This window comes from Streptomyces sp. NPDC088400, from assembly GCF_044753355.1.
Lineage (GTDB): Bacteria > Actinomycetota > Actinomycetes > Streptomycetales > Streptomycetaceae > Streptomyces.
The window spans coordinates 205,289-224,559 of record NZ_JBIVMZ010000007.1 but is presented as its reverse complement, the minus strand read 5'-3'; the positions used below and the strand labels follow the sequence as shown (position 1 = coordinate 224,559).

At 71.2% G+C, this 19,271-nt stretch carries 15 protein-coding genes; 6 read left to right on the top strand and 9 right to left on the bottom strand.

What is annotated here, in order from left to right:
* Positions 1–136 precede the first annotated feature (136 nt).
* From ACIQD6_RS19620 to ACIQD6_RS19610, 3 genes are all read left to right on the top strand, one after another.
* Complete coding sequence (locus ACIQD6_RS19620; protein WP_401884168.1) at positions 137–3,565, top strand: S8 family peptidase; 3,429 nt, start codon at positions 137–139, stop codon at positions 3,563–3,565.
* 505 nt (positions 3,566–4,070) lie between these two features.
* The gene (locus ACIQD6_RS19615) at positions 4,071–5,825 is read left to right on the top strand and encodes an FAD-dependent oxidoreductase (RefSeq protein ID WP_401884166.1); all 1,755 of its coding nucleotides are present in this window, start codon (positions 4,071–4,073) and stop codon (positions 5,823–5,825) included.
* 113 nt (positions 5,826–5,938) lie between these two features.
* Positions 5,939–6,847: a YceI family protein gene (locus ACIQD6_RS19610; RefSeq protein WP_401884165.1), complete on the top strand. Its 909-nt coding sequence runs from the start codon at positions 5,939–5,941 to the stop codon at positions 6,845–6,847.
* 112 nt (positions 6,848–6,959) lie between these two features.
* Here the strand turns inward: ACIQD6_RS19610 and ACIQD6_RS19605 are convergent, their stop codons facing one another.
* Entirely contained in the window at positions 6,960–7,436 is a 477-nt protein-coding gene (locus ACIQD6_RS19605; protein WP_401884163.1) for a hypothetical protein, read from the bottom strand.
* An 11-nt stretch (positions 7,437–7,447) separates the two neighbouring features.
* On the bottom strand, positions 7,448–8,164 hold the full coding sequence (locus ACIQD6_RS19600; protein ID WP_401884162.1) for a hypothetical protein: 717 nt from the start codon (positions 8,162–8,164) through the stop codon (positions 7,448–7,450).
* Between the two features lie 561 nt (positions 8,165–8,725).
* On the opposite strand from ACIQD6_RS19600, the gene ACIQD6_RS19595 reads away from it, so the two are divergent.
* On the top strand, positions 8,726–8,893 hold the full coding sequence (locus ACIQD6_RS19595; RefSeq protein ID WP_401884160.1) for a hypothetical protein: 168 nt from the start codon (positions 8,726–8,728) through the stop codon (positions 8,891–8,893).
* A 105-nt stretch (positions 8,894–8,998) separates the two neighbouring features.
* On the opposite strand, the gene ACIQD6_RS19590 is transcribed toward ACIQD6_RS19595, so the two are convergent.
* The 5 genes from ACIQD6_RS19590 to ACIQD6_RS19570 all read right to left on the bottom strand — a co-directional run bounded on the left by ACIQD6_RS19590 (position 8,999) and on the right by ACIQD6_RS19570 (position 15,336).
* The gene (locus ACIQD6_RS19590; protein ID WP_401884159.1) at positions 8,999–9,589 is read right to left on the bottom strand and encodes a TetR/AcrR family transcriptional regulator; all 591 of its coding nucleotides are present in this window, start codon (positions 9,587–9,589) and stop codon (positions 8,999–9,001) included.
* Between the two features lie 183 nt (positions 9,590–9,772).
* A complete protein-coding gene (locus ACIQD6_RS19585) occupies positions 9,773–10,720 on the bottom strand; it encodes an alpha/beta hydrolase (protein ID WP_401884157.1) in 948 nt (315 codons plus the stop codon).
* A gap of 120 nt (positions 10,721–10,840) precedes the next feature.
* The gene (locus ACIQD6_RS19580; RefSeq protein WP_401884155.1) at positions 10,841–11,863 is read right to left on the bottom strand and encodes a methyltransferase; all 1,023 of its coding nucleotides are present in this window, start codon (positions 11,861–11,863) and stop codon (positions 10,841–10,843) included.
* 61 nt (positions 11,864–11,924) lie between these two features.
* Positions 11,925–13,970, bottom strand: coding sequence for a multicopper oxidase family protein (locus ACIQD6_RS19575; RefSeq protein ID WP_401884439.1), 2,046 nt, complete (start codon positions 13,968–13,970; stop codon positions 11,925–11,927).
* Between the two features lie 106 nt (positions 13,971–14,076).
* Positions 14,077–15,336: an acyltransferase domain-containing protein gene (locus ACIQD6_RS19570; RefSeq protein ID WP_401884154.1), complete on the bottom strand. Its 1,260-nt coding sequence runs from the start codon at positions 15,334–15,336 to the stop codon at positions 14,077–14,079.
* A 188-nt stretch (positions 15,337–15,524) separates the two neighbouring features.
* Here ACIQD6_RS19570 and ACIQD6_RS19565 point away from each other — a divergent pair, with 188 nt between their 5' ends.
* Entirely contained in the window at positions 15,525–15,995 is a 471-nt protein-coding gene (locus ACIQD6_RS19565) for an anthrone oxygenase family protein (protein WP_401884153.1), read from the top strand.
* A 70-nt stretch (positions 15,996–16,065) separates the two neighbouring features.
* Positions 16,066–16,944 (top strand): DUF6410 domain-containing protein, encoded by an 879-nt coding sequence (locus ACIQD6_RS19560; RefSeq protein ID WP_401884152.1) that lies wholly within the window; start codon positions 16,066–16,068, stop codon positions 16,942–16,944.
* Positions 16,945–17,050: 106 nt separating this feature from the next.
* Here ACIQD6_RS19560 and ACIQD6_RS19555 read toward each other — a convergent pair whose 3' ends face one another.
* The gene (locus ACIQD6_RS19555; RefSeq protein WP_401884151.1) at positions 17,051–18,529 is read right to left on the bottom strand and encodes an MFS transporter; all 1,479 of its coding nucleotides are present in this window, start codon (positions 18,527–18,529) and stop codon (positions 17,051–17,053) included.
* On the bottom strand, positions 18,526–18,981 hold the full coding sequence (locus ACIQD6_RS19550) for an anthrone oxygenase family protein (RefSeq protein WP_401884150.1): 456 nt from the start codon (positions 18,979–18,981) through the stop codon (positions 18,526–18,528). Before ACIQD6_RS19550 ends, ACIQD6_RS19555 begins: the two co-directional genes overlap by 4 nt.
* Positions 18,982–19,271: the final 290 nt, after the last annotated feature.

The following is a 19,271-nucleotide window of genomic DNA, read 5'->3' as shown; positions in this document are numbered from 1 at the left end:
AAAGGCGGAGCCGGGACGCGACGCGAGGCATACGGGGTATGCACCGCCGATTCATCACCTCACCGTTGGGGGCGAGTTGCTCAGGAGCAGAGACAAAGGCGTGAGCGGAAGCGCGAGCAGAAGTGTGAATAGAGCCGTGAGCAGCGGCAGAAACAGGGCGGGCGCGGCCATGGTGGCGGCCCTGCTCACCGCGGGGCTCACCACGGGCGCCGCTTCAGGGGCCGCCACCGGCACCAGCAGTGGCACGGGCGGCGGGAACACGCTCGCCGCGCAGGCGGAGCGAGCGGAGCAGGCGGAGCGAGCGGGGCAGGCGCGTGGCGAGTCGTCCGTGGTCACCCTGATCACCGGGGACCGGATCCACGTGGACGCCAAGGGCCGGGTCACGCGGGTCCAGCACGCCAAGGGCCGCGAGGGGGTCCGAATATCCGTCAGCCGGGTCAAGGGCGCGACGTATGCCGTGCCGTCCGACGCGGCGAGTCTGGTGGCCCAAGGCACTCTGGACCGGCGGTTGTTCAACGTCACCGAGCTCATCAAGAGCCGTTACGACGACGCGCACCGGGACACACTGCCGCTGATCGTGTCGTACACGAAGTCGTCCACGCGGTCGTCCGCGGAGCCGTCCACACAGTCGTCCACGGAGGAGAGGGCGCGCCTGAAGTCGGCCATCTCGGCCGCGGACGTCGCGGTGCGCCGTACCCTGCCCGCGATCGGCGGTGAGGCGCTCACCGCGCCCAAGACCGGTTCCTCCGAGGTCTGGCAGGCACTCACCGCGCCGAGTGGGCAGCGGAGTTCGGTACGTACGGCGGCTCCGGGCATCGGGCGGGTGTGGCTCGACGGCAGGCGCCGGGCGAGCCTGGACAAGAGCGTCGCGCAGATCGGCGCCCCGGCCGCCTGGGAGGCCGGGTACGACGGCAAGGGCGTGAAGATCGCCGTCCTGGACACCGGGGTGGACGAGACGCACCCGGACCTCAAGGGCGTCGAGGTGGCGCAGAAGGACTTCTCCGGCTCGGGCAACACCGTCGACCACGTCGGCCACGGCACCCATGTGGCGTCCACCGCCGCCGGTTCCGGTGCCAAGTCGGGCGGCAAGTACAAGGGCGTCGCCCCCGGCGCGGAGATCCTCGACGGCAAGGTGCTGGACGACGGCGGCTACGGCAGCGAGTCCGGCATCGTGGAGGGGATGCAGTGGGCCGCCGACCAGGGCGCGAAGGTGGCCAACCTCAGCCTCGGCGGCACGGACAGTACGGAGACGGACCCGCTGGAAGCCGCCGTGGACAAGCTGTCCACGGAGAAGGGAACCCTCTTCGTCATCGCGGCGGGCAACGACGGCCCCGGCGCCGGGACCGTGGGCTCCCCGGGCAGCGCGGCGTCCGCACTCACCGTCGGCGCGGTCGACCGCGAGGACGGGATCGCCGACTTCTCCGGTGTGGGGCCGACGGCCGACGGGTCTCTGAAGCCGGACATCACCGCGCCCGGTGTGGACATCGTCGCGGCGAAGGCCGCCCAGGGTGTTATCGGTGACCCGGCGGGCGACGGTTATGTCTCGATGTCCGGTACGTCGATGGCCACCCCGCACGTCGCGGGCGCGGCGGCGCTCCTCGCGCAGCGGCATCCGGACTGGACCGGTGCGCTGATCAAGCAGACGCTGACCGCCTCCGCCAAGCCTGGCACCGGGCTGACGCCGTTCCAGCAGGGCACCGGCAGGGCCGACCTGACCAGGGCGATCACCCAGACGGTGGCGAGCGAGCAGACGTCGGTGAGCTTCGGCGTCCAGCAGTGGCCGCACACCGACGACAAGCCGGTGACGAAGGAGGTCACCTACCGCAACAGCGGCCAGGAGCCGGTCACTCTCGATCTGTCGCTGGAGACCATCGGTCCCGAGGGCGCGGCGGCCCCGGCCGGATTCTTCGCACTCGGCGCCGAGCGGGTCACCGTACCCGCGGGCGGCACCGCGAGCGTCGACCTCACCACGGACACCGCGGTCGGCAGCCTGAACGGCGCCTACTCCGGCGCGATCGTCGCCAGGGCGGCCGAGGGCGGCCAGAGCGTCCGTACCTCGTTCGGTGTCACGCGTGAGGCGGAGGCGTACGACCTCACACTGAAGTTCATCGACACCAAGGGCAAGCCCGCCCAGGCCGAGACCGACGTCTACGAACATCTCGGCGACTTCTGGGAGAATCCGTACGACACCGACGGTGACGGCACGATCGAAGCCAGGGTGCCCAAGGGCACCTACCTGATCAGCGCCGGGGTGGCGACTCCCCAGGGCGACGCCGAACCGGACACCGCGCTGATGGTGCGACCGAAGATCTCGGTCAGTGGGAACACCACGATCACCTTCGACGCACGCACAGCCAAGCCGGTCGAGATCGCCGCGCCGGAGTCGGCGAAGCACGTCGCCGGCTATCTCAACTACTCGCTGGCGTCGCCCGGCGGAGGCTACAGCGGCAGCTACTTCCTGGACTCGTTCAAGGGCTTCAGGACGGCCCAGGTCGGCCCGGCGCTGCCCGCGAACGAGTTCAGCGCCCAGGTCGGCGGCTTCTGGCAGAAGGGGAACACCGGCTACAACCTCCTCTACAACCGCACCGGTTCGCTCTACACCGGCTTCACGCACAAGGCGGCCCTGGGCGAACTGGCCCAGGTGAACCTGAAGATCGGCGCGTCCGCCGCGAACCGGAAGGGCACCGTCAACGGTTTCTGGGGCAACGAGTCGTTCGGGATGGGCACCGTCTCCGCCCCGTTCGCCCTGCCGGCCACGGTGAAGTCGTACGTCACCGCGCCCAAGGGCTTCGAGTGGGAATTCAACGTCGCCCAGCAGCCGTCCTCGGAGGACGCGGACGACGGGGTCCACCTCAAGTCGGACGCGCCCGCGACGTACGAGCCGAAGAAGACGTACGAGAAGACGTACAACACCGGGGTGTTCGGTCCGAAGGTCGGCTCCGGCTCCACCGCCCTGCGCCTCGGTGACGAACTGGAGGTGTGCGTACCCGAGTTCAGCGACGGGGCCGGCCACTTCGGTGTCTCCGGGGTCACCGAGCAGCGGACGGTGATCACCGCCGACGGCAAGAACGTCGTCGACGCGAAGGGCGAACTCTGCCGGCGCGCCACCGGTCTGCCGTCGGCGTCGGTCCCGTACCGGGTCAGCACGGACGCGACCCGCTCCACCACGGTGGCCGGAGTCACCACCCGCCTCACCGCGGCCTGGACGTTCACCTCGAAGGAGTCCTCGGGCACCGAACCGGTGGAACTCCCGCTGTCCACCGTCCGGTTCGCCCCCGAGCTGAGCCCGGCGAGCACCGCGGCGGCCGGCGAGAAGCTCACCGTCCCGCTGTCCGTCCAGGGCCCGGCGGCGGGCAAGGGCCTCAAGTCGCTGTCCGTCCAGGTCTCCTACGACGGTGGTACGACGTGGGCCTCGACCCCGGTCGTCACGGGCGAGGGCGGCGGCAAGAGCCTGTCGCTGAGTCACCCGAAGGACGCCACGTCGGTCTCGTTCAAGGCGAAGCTGACGGACACGAAGGACAACACCTACGACGTGACGGTCGTGAAGGCGTACCTGCTCACGTGAGGACCGGAGGACGCCCATGAATGGACCCCTGTAAAGGCCGCCATGAACGGACTCGTGTAAACGCCGTCATGAACGGACCTGTGTAACGCCGCCCGTGAACGGATCCCGTGCAACGAAGCCCATGAAGGCACTCATGTAACGGCGCGTACAACGGCGCTCACATATCGGTGCTCGCATGGCGATGCTCACATGACGATGTCTACGTAACGATCCGCGACACATCGCGTGCGCATACCGCGCCGACCGCGCCCGGGGGACCACCCCCGGGCGCGGTCGTGATTCCCGGCCGAATAGCGGGAGTTCGGCGACGGGGCCCGACGGCTCATGAATATTCGGCGAAGTGCATTCACTTTCCGTCCATATCTTGCACACGAAATGGACCGCATGGCTGACCGCTTTTCAAGGCGTGGTCACAGCTCGAAGTTGAAGGGTGCATTACACGGGCTAGTATTTCGGCACCACTTGCGCCGTCCCCCTCACCTTTGCGAACAGGAGTGGCTGAGCCGTGCAGAGAATTGAGACCGATGTCCTTGTCGTGGGCACTGGTCCGGCGGGGGCGGGCGCGGCGCTCGCCCTCAGCACCTACGGTGTGCCGAACATCGCCGTGACCCGCTACGGCTCCCTCGCGGACACGCCCCGTGCGCACATCACCAACCAGCGCACGATGGAAGTCCTGCGGGACCTCGGAGTCGAGGACCGGGTGGTGGCGCAGGCCACGCCGCAGCACCTGATGAGCAACACGGTCTTCTGCTCCAGCCTGGCCGGTGACGAGCTGGGCCGGCTGCGTTCCTGGGGCAACGACCCCCTGGTCCGGGCGCGCCACGAACTCGCCGGCCCGAGCCGCATGTGCGACATGCCCCAGCATTTGCTGGAACCGGTACTCGTCGAGGCCGCCGTATCCCGTGGTACCTCGCTCCGTTTCCATACCGAGTACCTGTCGCACGAGCAGGACGACGAAGGCGTCACCGCACTGGTCAAGGACCGGCTCCGCGGCGACCGTTACGAGATTCACGCCAAATACCTCATCGGTGCTGATGGCGGTCGCAGTAAAGTCGCCGAGAACTCCGGCCTGCCGGTCAATGGCCGCACGGGCATCGCGGGCAGCCTCAACATCGTCTTCGAGGCCGATCTCAGCGCCTATACCGCCCACCGTCCCGGCACCCTTTACTGGGTACTCGCTCCCGGAGCGACGGTCGGCGGGATAGGCGCGGGGCTGGTGCGATGTGTCCGCCCGTGGAACGAATGGATGGTGGTCTGGGGCTACGATCTCGACCAGGGCGCCCCCGAACTCACCGAGGACTACGCGCTGTCGGTGATACGCCCCCTCATCGGTGACGACACCGTACCCGTGAAGATCACCTCCACCTCGTCGTGGACCGTCAATCAGCTCTACGCCGAGCGCTACCGGGACCGCCGTGTGCTGTGCGCGGGGGACGCCGTGCACCGCCATCCGCCGTCCAACGGCCTCGGCTCCAACACGTCCATACAGGACGCCTACAACCTGGCCTGGAAGCTGAAGCTCGTCCTCGACGGCACCGCTTCGTCCGCCCTGCTGGACACCTACGACGCCGAGCGGGTGCCGGTGGGGAAGCAGATCGTCGAGCGCGCCAACAAGAGCATCGGCGAGACCCTGCCCCTCTTCGAATCGCTCGACCTGCTCTCGACCGACGACCCGGACGAGTTGTGGGACCGGGTGGAAGCCCGCAAGGCCGCCACGCCCGAGGGCGAGTCGGCCCGGGACAGGCTCCGCGAGGCCATCGCCGCGAAGGTGTACGAGTTCAACGCGCACGGCGTGGAGATGAACCAGCGCTACAGCTCGGCGGCGGTCGTTCCCGACGGCACCCCCGATCCCGGTTACGCGCGGGACGCCGAACTGCACTACCAGCCGACGACCCGGCCGGGTGCGCGGCTGCCCCACGCCTGGATCACGCGCGGACGCACCGGCCTGTCCACTCTGGACGTCGGCGGGCAGGGCCGGTTCACCGTGATCACGGGAATCGGCGGTGACTGCTGGCGGGAGGCGGCCGAGGCCGCGTCCCGGCGCTGGGGACTGGAGATCGCCACCGCGGTCATCGGCCCCGGGCAGGAGTACGAGGACCCGTACGGCGACTGGGCGCGACTGCGGGAGACCGGTGACGGCGGCTGTCTGCTCGTACGTCCCGACAACCACATCGCCTTCCGCCACCCCGGCGCGGATCCCGCGGCGGCGAAGCTTCTCACCCTCGCACTGGGGCAGATCCTTGCCCGGGACGGTGAGTGAGGCCCAAGGGAAGCCGTGAGGCGCACGCACAAGTCCCGCCACACGAGGACCACCACGCACGCGACAAGCACCACCCGCTCAAGGACCACCACGCACACGAATGAAGGGTCACCATGGGCCTCTCGCTACTCAGGCGCAACAAGGCGAAGGGCAGCCGCAAGGAAACCGCGCTGCTGTCCCGGGTCCCTCTGACCGCAGGAGTCCTCGCCCTCGAAGTCGTCGGACCCGTCGGTCATCCGCTGGACGGCGCCGAGGTCCAGGTCAAGGCGAACCACACCGGACACGTGGTGATGAGGGGCCGTACCGACCCGTTCGGAACGCTCACCATCGGCCTGCCCACCGGGCGTTACTCCGTACTGATCACGGCCGACGGTCTGCTGCCCGTCCAGACCACGGTCGAGATCTTCGCCGGCCGGCAGAACCTGTCACGGATCTCGATGGAACACTCCCGCCCGCTGGAGCCGCCGGAGCCCGGCATCTGGCTCTTCGACCCGCCGCACACCGCCATCCGGTTCATCGCACGCCATGTCGGTATGGCCAATGTGCACGGCAGGTTCACCCGCTTCGAGGGCGGCGTGCAGGTCGGGGAACGGCCGCAGGACTCCTACGCGGAGTGCACCATCGACGCCTCCAGCATCACCACCGGAAACAAGACCCGCGACGACCACCTGCGCTCCGCGGACTTCCTCGATGTGGAGAACTACCCGCACATCTACTTCGTCAGCCACCGCTTCCAGCCCCGGCCGGGCAACAAGTGGACCGTCCACGGCAGCCTCACCCTGCACGGCAACAGCCGCTCCGTGCAGCTGGAGACCGACTACCTCGGATCCGTCAACGGTGGCTACGGCGACGAACTGCGGTGCGCCGCCAAGGCCCGGACCGAACTCCACCGGGAGGAATACACCCTGAACTGGGGGAATATGCTCGCCAGGGGCATCGCGATCGTGGGACCCACCATCCAGCTGGAGCTGGACATCCAGGTGATGTACCGCTGCGACGAGACCCCGACCCCGCCGGAATAGCCCCTGGGGCCCCGCCGGAACAGCCACCGGTCCGCCCTGATCGGTCGTTTGCGCTCGCCGTCTGAGATCCGCTTTGATGCCGACGGTCACCGTGTGGCTGTTCGGGGCTTGCCTACGGGATGGGGAGGATCGGCCGGGACGTGCTGTCCTGGGGGCAGATCCACGAGGCGGTGCCGTTCACCACTCGGGCCGTCGCCGGGTGGGTGTGGCGGGGGGTCGGGCAGGGGGGTGCCGGGGAGCCACCGGTGTTCTCCAGCACGCTGTCCTGCAACTGGTCGGCCAGGAGTGCCACCGCGTCGTCCTCACCCATGGCCAGGTCGATGAGCACACTGGTCGAGGTCTCGTCCGCGTACCCGAGAGTGACGCGCACAACGGTGACCTCGTCCCCCGGCGTGGCCTGAGCAGGGCCGCTCACGCCCCCGTGCGTCCGCAGGCGGGAGGTGAATCCGGCCTGTCCGGTCGCGAGTTCGGGGCCGGGGGCGTCCTCGGGCTCTGCCGGTGTGACGTCCAGTGTGTGCCCGGGAGGTGCGTCGAGCTGGCGGAGGATGCTCTCGGCCCAGTCGCGTACGGAGTCGGTGTCGAGGTTCATCGCGGGCCCGGCTACTTCTTCGCCTTGACGTCCGCGGCCCAGGTGAGGGTGCCGGTGCCGGGCTTCCCGCCGATGTTCACCCGGAACGTCATGTGGTCCTGGAACTGCACGTGGTCACCGTGCTTCACCGGCTTGAGCGTGCCGTGGAAGTGATAGTTCTTCGCCACCACGTGGCCCGCGTTGTTCGGCTTCCGCTTGCCGTTGTTCCACCATGACACGCCCTTCTCCGTGACCTTGCCGGTGATGACGGCCCGCACCTGCGCGGAGATCTTGTAGCCCCAGTTGATCGTGTTGTGATGGCAGTTGAAGCGGGCGTTCAGAGTTCCGCGGGCGTCGCTCCAGCTCGGGTTCTTGTCGCATCGTAGTGTCGCGGGGCCCCTCGCCCCGCGAGTGGCGTTCGGTCCGGCGGCGGCCGGCCGGGCGGAGTTGAGTTGTCCGACCGGCTCACCGAGGAGGCCGGCGATCAGCCGGCGGTCGGCCGACGACAACTTCTGGGGTTTGCCGCCGGTGGCCGCGTCCAGGGTGAGGCTCAGCGTGGACTCCGTCGCCTCCGTGGTCTGTGTGGCCTTGAAGGTCTGTTCTCCCGTCCCCCGTGGCGCCTGTGCGGCCGCGCGGTCTGCCGTACGGGTCTGACCGGCGGGTCCCGCCAGGGCGGTGGTGATGCCGGTGGTCGAGATCGCCAGGGTGGCACAGGTCGTGACGGCGGCCGTTGTCCACGAAAGACGCATGGTGCGGTTCCCCTCGTTCGCTCGCTGCGATGTCGTCCGTGATTTTTCCACCCGTGAGTGCCGATTATTGGTGAAAAATGAATGAAAGGTGTGTTCGAGACCGCTGGGTGGAGCTGATCCGCCGTACCCCGGAGGCGCCCGTGTGCGAATCGCCCTTGATGACGATGCGTCAGGGCCACATCGGCCGGAGGGCGGAGCACCGGCGGCCCGTCCGAAGGACGCGTCACTCGACCGGAGTTCGGAAGAATCGTCCCTTCGTGGCGTGGCCGGATGGGGGAGTGGCCGGATGACAAGCGACCGGATCGTCGGTGCCGCCGTGAGCGCCGCACTGTTGATGACCACCTCCGTGTCCACGGCGTCCGCCGCCTCGGAGACCGGGGGAGGACTGGACCGGGGCGCCCTGCGCGGCAACCTCGACGGCGTCCACGCGGCCGGCATGTACGGCGCCTTCTCGTCTACGCGCTCGACCTGCCCTGCGGCCGTTTCTGGGGCCACGACGGGGCGGTTTTCGGTGCCGGGACGTACGCGCTGTCGAGTCTCGACGGCGAGCGCCAGTTCTCCATGGGCTGGAACCTGATGAAGTACCAGCGGTTCGACGCGGACGGCACGGCTCAGCCGAGCCCGATCGACGACGCCATCTTCGGACACCTGCTGAAGGCGCTCTGCCCGGACGTGCCCGAGGCCGCGCGGCAGTCCCTGCCCGAGGGCCTGCCTGGCGCGGATCTGTAGGGGCCGGGGCCGGGGGCGGGGGCGGTGGTCCGTTCCCGGCCAATCCCTTCCAGGTACGCGCAGTTGGCACGAGCTGTAGCGTGCCGAGGAGGGCGAGGGCGCGGGTCAGCGCGGTTGCCGCAGTCCCGCGACGAGGCGCTCGACCAGTCGACGTGCGTCGTAGCGGGGATCGCTGTCCGCGCCGATGCAGAGGTTCCCGACGCCGCGCATGAGCTCGTAGGCCGTCAGGTCGGACCGGATCTCGCCGGAACCGGCCGCGGCGTCGAGCAGTTGGGTGCACACGGGCACGAGGCGGTCGAGGAAATAGGCGTGCAGTGTGTCGAAGCCGGCGTTGTCGGACTGCAGCACGGCGGCGAGTCCGTGTTTGGTGACCAGGAAATCGACGAAGAGGTTGATCCACTGCGCCAGCGCGGCGTGCGGCGTCGCGCTGGTCGCCAGCAGGGCCGGACCGGCCTCGGCGCAGGCGTCGACCTGGTGCCGGTAGACGGCGATGATGAGGTCCGCGCGCGTCGGAAAGTGGCGGTAGATCGTGCCCAGTCCGACGCCGGCCTCGGCCGCGATGTCGCGTACCGGCGCTTCCACGCCTGAGGTGACGAAGACCGCGGCGGCCGCGTCGAGCAGAGTTTCCTTGTTGCGCCGGGCGTCCGCCCGCTTGGACTGGGGCGGGTGCCCCGCGCCCTCGTCGCTGTCTTTCACCGCGCCGCTCCCTCCGCCACCGCACTCGCCGAGCGGCACCATGTTCCCTGTCCCACTTTTCGGAACAAGGTTCCGTTTGCCTATGATGTCAGAGCGGGGGGCCGACGACCAAGCCGCGCACGGCCGACGCGGCGAGCGCGCGTGCCGGGCGCCGCGACGGGGCACATGGTGCCGGGAGGGGCGCTACGACCCGCCGGGGGCCGAAGAGGTCGTTCCCGTCAGCCGCGCACCCAGCCAGACACGGCCGCGCTCCAGCAGCCCACGGGCGACGCGCGTGTCGGGAGCCCAGGCCTCGAAGCCGTGGGGAGCGCCCGTGACGAGGTCGAAGTCGCAGGCCACGCCCGCATCGCGGAGGCGTTCGGCGTAGCTGTGGCACTCGTCGGTGAACAGGTCGATGTCGCCCACGCCGATCCAGGCCGGTGGCAGCCCGCGCAGGTCGGCGCGCCGGGCCGCGACAGCGTAGTCGGGGGTGCTCGGACCGCCGGGCTCGCCCCCGAGGTAGGCGCCCCAACCGGTCCGGTTCGCGGCGTTGTTCCACACCCGGTGCCGCACCACGTCGAGCTCGCGACGCGCGGCGGTGCGGTCGTCGAGCATCGGAGAGAACAACCACTGCCCGGCGGGCCGGGCCCCGCCGGCATCGTGCAGCCGCTGCGCCAGGCAGGCGGCCAGACCCGCACCTGCGCTGGAGCCTCCGACGGCGATGCGCTCCTGGTCGACCCCGAGGGTCCCGGCCGACTCCCGCAACCACTGCCAGGCGGCGAAGACGTCGTCGAGAGGGGCCGGGAAGGGATGTTCGGGGGCGAGGCGGTAGTTCGTCGAGACGACGACGATGCCCAGCTCGCGAGCTGTCGTGGAGCAGAAAGCATCGTCCTGGACGACATCGCCGATGACGTACCCGCCGCCGTGCACCCACAGCAGCGCCGCCCCCGAACCACCACCGGCGGGGGTGTACAGGCGCATGCCCCGCCCCTCGTCGATTTCGCGGACGTCGACGCCCTCGACCGGTTCGCCCGGCCCGTGCCGGACGATCAGGGCGCGAACGGCGCGCCGCCCCCACGTCCGGCGGATCGGCATCCGCGGCATCCGCGTCACGCTGCGGCGCAGTTCAGGGTGGACCAGGTCGAGCTTCATGGGCGCCTCTCCTCGAATCCGGTCCGGTCCGGTCCGGTCCGTTCCGTTCCGGTCCGGTCCGGAAGCGACGCCATCCTCGCCCGCAACGACGGTGGACGTCCACAGGCTCCGGTCTTCCGGCTATGCCGCGTCCGTGTCCGACGCTCGTTGTGACGGTGTGCGGGACGGGCGGCAGGTGAAGGCTGTCCAAGCGCCCTGGGCCGGTGCGGTCAGGACCTCGAAGCCGGCCGCCGTGAACAGGTCGTACCACTCGGGGGCGGTGCGTTCGCGGCCTCCGGTGATCAGAAGCATGTCCAGGTCGACCACGGCCGCGAGGTCGGGGGAGCTCGCGCCGACCACCCGCTCCAGGACGAAGAGGCGCCGCTCGGGGGCGTCTCCCATCGCCTCCCGTACGGCGTGCAGTACGGGGAGCGCCTCCGTGTCGGAGAGCTCGTGGAGGACCTGCTTGAGCAGGTGGGCCTGCGCGTCCCGGGGGAGCGACGCCGCGTCCGCTACGACGGTTCCGGAGCAGTGCGGGTGGCGGCTGAGCAGTTTCTCCAGGAACAGACCGTCGCCGCTCAGTTCCACCACCCGGGAGAAAGGGGTGAGGTCGATCAGGGAGGTCAGGTAGTCCAGGTTGCCGCGGTGGGTCTCGGCCACGGTCCGGGCGACACGTCCGGCGGCGTCGGCGTCGGCGCGCAGGTGCTCGTGGTACGGCCGACCGAAGATCTCGGGGAAGGCCGGTCCGCCGGTCCGCAGAGTGTCCAGGATGTCCCGGTAGGGCAGCCAGGTGAGGTCGTCGCCGTGCAGCAGCACCTGGTCGCGGCGGGAGTCCGGCACATCGGACCGCAGCAGTTCGGCGGCCGGGGTCAGGGCGAAGCGCCCGTCCGGCAGCCGGGAGAAGACACCCATCGCGGCGGCGGCCCGCAGCACCCGGGCGAGTGCGTCCGGATCGGCTCCGACGGCCTCGGCCAGCTGTGCGGCCTCGCGCGGGCCGTCGGCCAGGTGGTCGGCGACGCCGAGCCGGGCCAGCGCCCAGATCGCGCGGCTGACAGCGGCGACCACCGGGAAGAACATCAGCTGGTGGCCGGGGGTCATGCCGGGCAGAGCACTGGGCGAGAACCGCCTCTGCCCGTCGGGGGCCTTGTCGTGCGTGTGCGTCACGTTCGCTCTCCTGTCCTGGCGCGGGGGATTCGGGTCCGCGTGGCCTCGAAGGCGCGGCCGGTCATTCGGCCCGGTTTCCGGTGCCCTCGCCGACCCGGTAGGGGGTGGTGACGTTCTCGTACGACAGATGCATCATCATCCCCAGTACGGCGTGTTCGCCGATGTGGCAGTGGTCCATCCAGATGCCCGGGTTGTCGGCGCGGAAGGCGACCTCCCACACCTCGCCGACGCGGACGTTCACGGTGTCCAGCCACACCGGAGAGCCGGTCACCGGGCGGCCGTTCCTGCTCAGCACCAGTACGTGGTGGCCGTGCAGGTGCATGGGGTGGTCGAAATGACTGCGGTTGGCGAACCGCAGCCGGACCAGGTCGCCCTCACGGACGGTGAGGTGCGGAGCGTCGGGGAACGTCCTGCCGTTGAGGGTCCAGGTGATGCGGAACCGGCCGTCGTAGAAGCTGATCTCGTTGTCGAAGATCATCGTCTTGGTCCGGGCGAACCGGCTGCCGGGGCCGAACGGCGTCGGGGCGGGCGTGCCGTAGGCCGTGGGGTCGAACGCGCGGGAGGGGAGATCCGGGACGGCCGTGCCGCGACCGTCCGCGCTGATCAGCAGGCCCCGGTCGCGCGCGCCGACGAAGTCCTGGATCTCGGTGAGCCGTACCGGATGGTCCGGCATGACGAACTCCACGTCGTAGCGGGCACCCGCGCCGAGGGCGAGCTTGCGGTCGCTGACAGGAGTGGGCCCGTGGACGGCGTTGCCGTCGAGGGCGGTGACCCGGAAGGGGACCCCGGTGAGGGAGAACTCGTGGGTGAGGCGGTCGGAGTTGAGCAACCGCAGACGCACCCGGCTGCCCGGCGCGGCCCGCCGCCGCTCCAGCCGGTCGGCGAGGCCCAGCGCGGGCACGGAGTCGTCGCCGCGGGTCTGCCAGGAATGCATGGCGAGGAACCAGTCGTGGTCCACCGGGTCGGGCTTCGGCGGGTCGATGATCAGCGCGCCGAACAGCCCCTTCATCTGCTGCACGGAGGTCTGCTGATGGGAGTGGTACCAGTGGGTGCCGGACTCCTCGGGACGGAATCGGTAGACATGGGTGCCGCCGGGACGGACGGCCTCCTGGGTGATGCCCGGGACACCGTCCTCGGCGTTCGGCACGTCCACGCCGTGCCAGTGCACGGAGACGTTCGCGTCGCGCAGCCGGTTGCGGACGGTGACCTCCACCAGCTCGCCCTGTCTCACCCGCAGCGTCGGCCCGGGGGCCTGGCCGTTGAACGCCCAGGCCTGCACCGTTCGGCCGGAGGCGAGCCGTAGCGTCCGCTCGGCCGCCACCAGGGTGAAGCGGCGATCGGGGCGCTCGTCGCGCGGTCCGGTCAGCTCGGTCACCGAGGTCGTGCCGGCCCCGGTGGCGGACTTCCCAGCCGAGTGGTGGCCCGCTCCGCCGTCCGAGGGCCCCATGCTCATGCTGTCCGGCAGCCGGCTGCTCGCGGCGGCCAGGTTCACCAGAGCGGTACCGGCGACGGCGACGGCGGTCAGCGCGGCCACGGTGCGCAGCGCCCGCACCGGGCGGGAGGCCCGGCGGCGCGCGCCGGACCGGGCGGCCGGCCACCTCCGGGTCTGCCGGAACCAGGCGAGCGCGGCGAACAGCACCATCGCCGAGTGGATCAGCAGCGCGGGTCCCAGCAGGGGAGGGGCCAGGACGGTGAACAGCGTCGTCCACAGGCCGACCATGGCTCCCAGCGCCGTGGTCTGCAGGGGCACCACGGCCGTCGGCGCGAAGGCGGCGGTCCGGGACCGCAGGGACGGCCGACGGGACCAGGCCACCAGGCGCGGCAAGGTGCCGAAGAGAGCCGCGACGGCCGGCACGACCAGCGCCGGCAGGGCCACGGCGAGCCGGTCGGTGACGAACAGTGGGCTCTGCCGGCCCATCAGCGTGACGGTGGTGATCCTCATGAGGACGAGCAGCGTGCCGAGCCCGAGAAGGGCCAGCAGCGTCACGGCTCGGGCCCGGCTCCGTCGCGCCGACCGTTCCACCGGCCACCGCCCGGCGCAGACCGCGGCTGTCGTCCAGACGAGAACGTTGAGCGCCGCGGCCTGCATATCGGCGTTGAGCAGCATCTCGAACACGGTCGGGACCTCCGAAACGGGATGAACGATCAGACGGTCAGGGGTGGGCGGGGCAGCGGGCCGGGCGCCCGCGCGATCCCCCCCCAGGCCGCGAGGGTCAGGGGCACATCGGGTTCGGGACGGGTGACTCCAGGGAGTGGCCCTCCGTCCACAGGCGGGCGAGTGCGGTGAGCAGGGTGCGGCGGTGTTCTTCGGGCGGGCTCGGGCGGGCCGGGAGCAGGGGCAGTGCGGTGCTGGCGCCGGAGCGCACCGCCCGGTGCTGACGGGCGATCGCGGTGAGGCCCTGGCCCGGACCGGCCTCCAGCAATAGATGGCGTCCGTCGGAGAGCAGCGCGTCGAGCGCCGGCCAGAACAGCACGGGGTCTGCCAGCTGCCGGGCCCAGAAGTCCGGCCGGACCGCGTGGGCCGAGTCGAGCGGACCACCGGTGTAGCCGGAGTACAGCGGCCAGGCCGGTGGCCCGGGCCGTACGGCCGCCACCAGGCTGCGGCCCCGTGCGGTGGCCTGCTCCATGACGGGGCTGTGGAACGCCTGCAGGGCGGCTGTCCTGCGGCAGGTGAGGCCGTCGGCGCGCAGCTTCTCCTCGACTTCCCGCAGCTGTGGGCCGGGTCCGGCGAGCAGAGTCTGGCGGGGCGCGTTCACCGCGGCGACCGCCACCTGACCGCCCGTCGGCAGGTACCCGGCCAACTCGTCGGCGGACGCGGCGACCGCGAGCATGCCACCCGGACCGGTGGCCACTGCGGCGTCGATCCGGTCGCGCAGGACGCGGACGGCGTCCGGCAGGGTGAACACGCCCGCCAGGGTGGCCGCGACCAGTTCACCGACGCTGTGTCCGAGCAGCGCCGCGGGTGCGACGCCCCAGCCCAGCACCATGCGGCCCAGCGCGTAACCGATACCGAACAGCAGGGGTTGGGCGCGGGTCGCGTCGTCCAGCGGGACATCCGGGTCGCCGGACAGCCACTCCTCGCGCAGCCGGTGGCCCTCGGAGCCGAACACGGCGAAGACCTGGTCGAGGGCCCGGGTGAACACGGGCTCGTAGCCGTACAGGCCCGTGGCCATCGCCAGGTGCTGGCTGCCCTGGCCGGGGAAGAGCAGCGCCACGGGCCGGCGCTGCGGCGCGCGGGGCGAAGCAGGTCCCAACAGCGCGCCGACGGCCTCGTCGACAGTGTCGACGACGGCGGCGCCCCGCACGGGACCGGCCGCCGGCCGGCCGGCGGCCAGGCGAACCGCGCGCGGCAACCGGTCCGGTGTCCTGTCCAGGGTCAGATACCGGCGCAGGGCATGCCGTCGGCGGTCCTCCCGCTCCTTGTCCGACGCCGACCACAGCAGCAGATACGGGGCTGTCTTCGTGGGTTCCACAGCGCTCACCTCCAGGCTCGACCGGACGCATCCTGGGCGCGACCGCTCGAAAACCCGTGGAGACGCCCTGGAACCGCGGCCCCGGCGCACCCCTCCAGCGATCCTCCGCGCGTGCTTGAGAGCGTCCCCCGACGCTGGCGCCACAGGTCGGCAGCCGTGCTGCCCGGGCGAACGGAGAGCGCGGAGTCATGGAGTGGTTGACACACATCCTCGTGCCGGTGGCCGCGGTCGCCGGTGGCATGGCGGCGGGCGGCATGATGATCGCCGTACTCGGCGCACCCCTGCTCCTGACCCTGCCGCCGCAGCGGTACGTCGCCCTGCACCAGCTGCTGGTGACGCGGTTCGACCCCTTCATGCCGGCCTGTCTGCTCACGGCGCTCGCGGCGAACCTGGTACTGGCCGTGACCGTCTCCGCGGACGCCGCGCGGGTGCTGTACGCCGTGGCCGTGCTGCTGCTGGCCGGTACGGTCCTCGTCTCGCTGACGCGGAACGTCCCGATCAACAAGTGGCTCAAGACGCTCGACCCCGAGTCCCTGCCGCCCGACTTCGACCGGCTGCTGCACCGCCGGGTCCGGTGGCGCGACTGGAACCTGGTGCGCGCCTCCTTCACGCTCGTCGCCCTCGGCGTCGATGCCGTGGCGATCGGCGTGCTGCTGTAGTTCCGGTCGCCGGCCCGCCAGGACGCCTGGCTCAGGGCCCTTCCGTTTCCGTACTCCGGAGGTGTGCGCAATGACGAGCGAACCACGGGCGGCGCTGAGGCCGCCCCGGCCCGTAGCCGGCGCGGACGGCCGTCCCGTCGTGGGGCTGGACATGCCGCCGGCCGGCAGGGTCCTGCGGCTGCTTTTCGCGGCCGTCGCCGTGTGGTACCGGGTGGACCGCGACAGCCGGTTCGACGGTGCGTACTTCCTGCGGACCGTCCTGTGCTTCGTGCTGGTCGCCGCCGTCTACACGGTGGTGTACCGGCTCCTGTCGGCGTGGCTGCTGGACCGGGTGAGCCCGTGGACGGGCACCGCGCTGTTCCTGCTCCCCTCGCTGGCGTACCCCCTGGACATCGGACCGGCCGCACTGCACGACGGGCTGGGTCTGTACACGCTGCTCGGGTTCGTGCTGTGCGCGCTGACCCGGTACGCGGGGGCCGAGGTGACGGCACTGCCGACGCTGGTGACCGGACGGCGGCACCGGCTGTACTCACCGTTCAACATCGCGGACCGGGCCGAGCTCGCCTTCCGCGCCTCACCGGGCGGCGGTTGGAGGCCGTGGTGGGTGGTCTCCGCGGTGGTGACCGGCTGCTACTTCGCGGCGGTCTGGGTGCTGCCGCTGGCGCTGGCCGTCACCCCGGTGAAGAACACGGTGGACGGCTACGAGCCGCCCCTGTGGTGGTCCCTGGTCCTGCTGCTGCCGGCGGCCTGTCTCGCGCTGCGGGCCCGCGGCGCCGCACCCGGCCCCGACCGCCGGACCTGGGCGCTGGCCGCGCTGTTCCTGGTGTGCGCGATACCGGCCGGGACGAACGTGCCGGACATGCTGTGGGGCGGCATCATGCTCATCGGCATCGCCGCGGCCGTCGTCCGGGGCGTACGGCGACTGCGGGGGCGTACGCCGGCGGGCTGAGGCCTCCCCGTTTCCGTCTGCGGCTCCGTTCCCATCGCCGTGGCCCCGGCCGCCGGTTTCGTCCGGTGGCCGGGGCCGACGCCTGTGCGTGGGTCGTCCGGGTGGCTCAGTCCTTCCGGGGGCGCGGTGCGCTGCCGCTCTCGCGGGGCAGCAAGAACACCAGGCCCAACGTCACGAGGACAACAGTGAGTTGCAGCAGCATGGTCGCGACGACGGCATCGACGTAGTCCGTGGGTCGCGCGGTGGCCGGGTCGCCGACGAGTGCGTAGAACACCCCGCCGGTGACGGCGACCCCGACGGCGGCGCCGGCCTGGCGGAACGTGGAGAACACCCCGGAGGCGGAGCCCGCGTCAGCGGGGACGACCCCACTGAGCGTCACATTGAGCACCGGCGTGCTGACCAGGCCGATACCGATGCCGAACAGCAGCAGTCCCGGCACCACTTCGGGCACCGACAGGGAACGGCCCGCCATCGCGACGGTGACGGTCAGGAGCGTCACGCCCGCCACCGCCGCGAGGTTCCCCGCGACCAGCACCCGACGCCCGTGCCGCCGGGCCAGCGGAATCGCCAGGAAGGAGGCGAGCGCGGTGCCCAGTGCCCACGGCAGCAGGCTCTGCCCGGCCCGCTGCGCCCCGAAGTCCAGGCCGTGCCGCAGGAACAGGACGAAGACGAAGAAGAACCCGGTCATCAGCGCCGCCAGGTTGAACGTCACCAACACCCCTGCGGTGAAAGCCCGTTCACCGAAGAGGCGCAGGGCGATCAACGGGGCGCCGCCCGTCCTCTCCCGCCGCCGCTGGTGTACGACCAACAGCCCCAGGGCCGGCGCCGAGGCGGCCAGCGCGGCCCACGCCCACCAGGGCCAGCCCAACTCCCTTCCGTAGGTCAGCGGGCACAGGAACAGCAGGAGCGCCACCGCTGCCAGCCCGACCCCGGCCAGGTCCAGCCGGCGGCCGTCCGGCTCCCGGGACTCACGCAGATGGCGCAGCCCGGCCACCACGGACAGCACGCCCACCGGAAGGTTCACCAGGAACAGCGAGCGCCAGCCCCAGCCGAACAGGTCGGCCTGGACCAGGAATCCGCCCAGGACGGGTCCGGCGACACTGGCCAGGCCGATCACGGCGGCGTACAGGCCCATCGCCGGGCCGCGACGCGCCGGCGGCACCATCACCTGGAGCACCGTGAGGACCTGCGGCCCCATCAGGGCGGCGGAGGCACCCTGCAGGACCCGGGCGAGCACCAGCAGCGGCACGCTTCCGGCCGCCGCGGCCAGCGCCGAGGCGAGGGTGAATCCCACGGTCCCGATGAGGAAGACCCGACGGCGTCCCGCGAGGTCGCCCAGGCGGCCCCCGGTGACCAGCAGCAACGCGAACGGCAGCGCGTACCCGGCGAGCACCCATTGCGCGGCGGCCTCACCGGCGCCGAGGTCGCGCTGGATCTCCGGGACCGCGACGTTCACGGCCATGACGTCGAACTGGTTCATGAACGCGCCCAGCAGCACCACGGCCAGCGCCCGCATCGGACGCGGGGACCCGGGCGCGCTCCCCGGCTCCTCGGGGGTCGTCGTGGGCCTGGAAGGGGCGCTCATGACAGCAGCGCCACGGCCAGGGCGTTGGCGGCCAGGGCGGCCAGGGCGAAAGCGGTGCGCAGCCGGTGCCAGGCGCGCCAGGGCGGCCGCGGGTCCTGCCAGCCGGACGGCAGGGCGGCCGGATCGACGGCGTGCACCCGCTTGTTGATCGGCACGTTGCCGAACTGGGAGACGACCTGCACCCCGATCAGGGCCACCAGCGCCGCACCGAACAGAACGCGTACCGCGCCGTTGTCGGCCAGCACCAGCAGGGCCAGGTCGGCGAGGACTCCCACGGTGACCACCAATGGCATCACCGGGTGGTATCCCTCGCCGAGTTTGCGGTGGAGTTCCACGTACCGGTCGGCGGGCAGCGTCTGCACCGCGGGCAGCACGCTGACCGCCACGGCGAAGAACACGCCCGCCACGATGCCGCTGCCGATGACAGCGGCCGTGCCCAGCAGTTCGATCATGGGCCCCTCTCCTTACTCCGCGCGTGGCGGAACGGATGACGACGAATGGGACGACATCGCTGGACGGTGCCGGTGCGGCCTCAAGACCGGTTCGAGGCGGGCTCGACACGAGGGTGTGCGCATGGCGGTGCCGGGCCCGCTCCACCCCGGCTTGAGAACCGCGCGAGGGATGCGGGACAGCCTGTCGGCACCGGCACCGGCAGCCCGGGCCGTGCACGACCCGTACCCGCAGCCCGCGGCGAACGCCCCGGCCCGCCGCCCGCACCGTTCACCGCCGGGCGCGCGAAGCC

What these genes read in the sequence shown, in the direction of transcription:
- ACIQD6_RS19610 (WP_401884165.1), top strand. Translation starts at nt 5,939, where the DNA reads ATGGGCCTCTCGCTACTCAGGCGCAACAAGGCGAAGGGCAGCCGCAAG.
- ACIQD6_RS19605 (WP_401884163.1), bottom strand. Translation starts at nt 7,436, where the DNA reads ATGAACCTCGACACCGACTCCGTACGCGACTGGGCCGAGAGCATCCTC.
- ACIQD6_RS19600 (WP_401884162.1), bottom strand. Translation starts at nt 8,164, where the DNA reads ATGCGTCTTTCGTGGACAACGGCCGCCGTCACGACCTGTGCCACCCTG.
- ACIQD6_RS19595 (WP_401884160.1), top strand. Translation starts at nt 8,726, where the DNA reads ATGGGCTGGAACCTGATGAAGTACCAGCGGTTCGACGCGGACGGCACG.
- ACIQD6_RS19585 (WP_401884157.1), bottom strand. Translation starts at nt 10,720, where the DNA reads ATGAAGCTCGACCTGGTCCACCCTGAACTGCGCCGCAGCGTGACGCGG.
- ACIQD6_RS19575 (WP_401884439.1), bottom strand. Translation starts at nt 13,970, where the DNA reads ATGCTGCTCAACGCCGATATGCAGGCCGCGGCGCTCAACGTTCTCGTC.
- ACIQD6_RS19565 (WP_401884153.1), top strand. Translation starts at nt 15,525, where the DNA reads ATGGAGTGGTTGACACACATCCTCGTGCCGGTGGCCGCGGTCGCCGGT.
- ACIQD6_RS19560 (WP_401884152.1), top strand. Translation starts at nt 16,066, where the DNA reads ATGACGAGCGAACCACGGGCGGCGCTGAGGCCGCCCCGGCCCGTAGCC.
- ACIQD6_RS19555 (WP_401884151.1), bottom strand. Translation starts at nt 18,529, where the DNA reads ATGAGCGCCCCTTCCAGGCCCACGACGACCCCCGAGGAGCCGGGGAGC.
- ACIQD6_RS19550 (WP_401884150.1), bottom strand. Translation starts at nt 18,981, where the DNA reads ATGATCGAACTGCTGGGCACGGCCGCTGTCATCGGCAGCGGCATCGTG.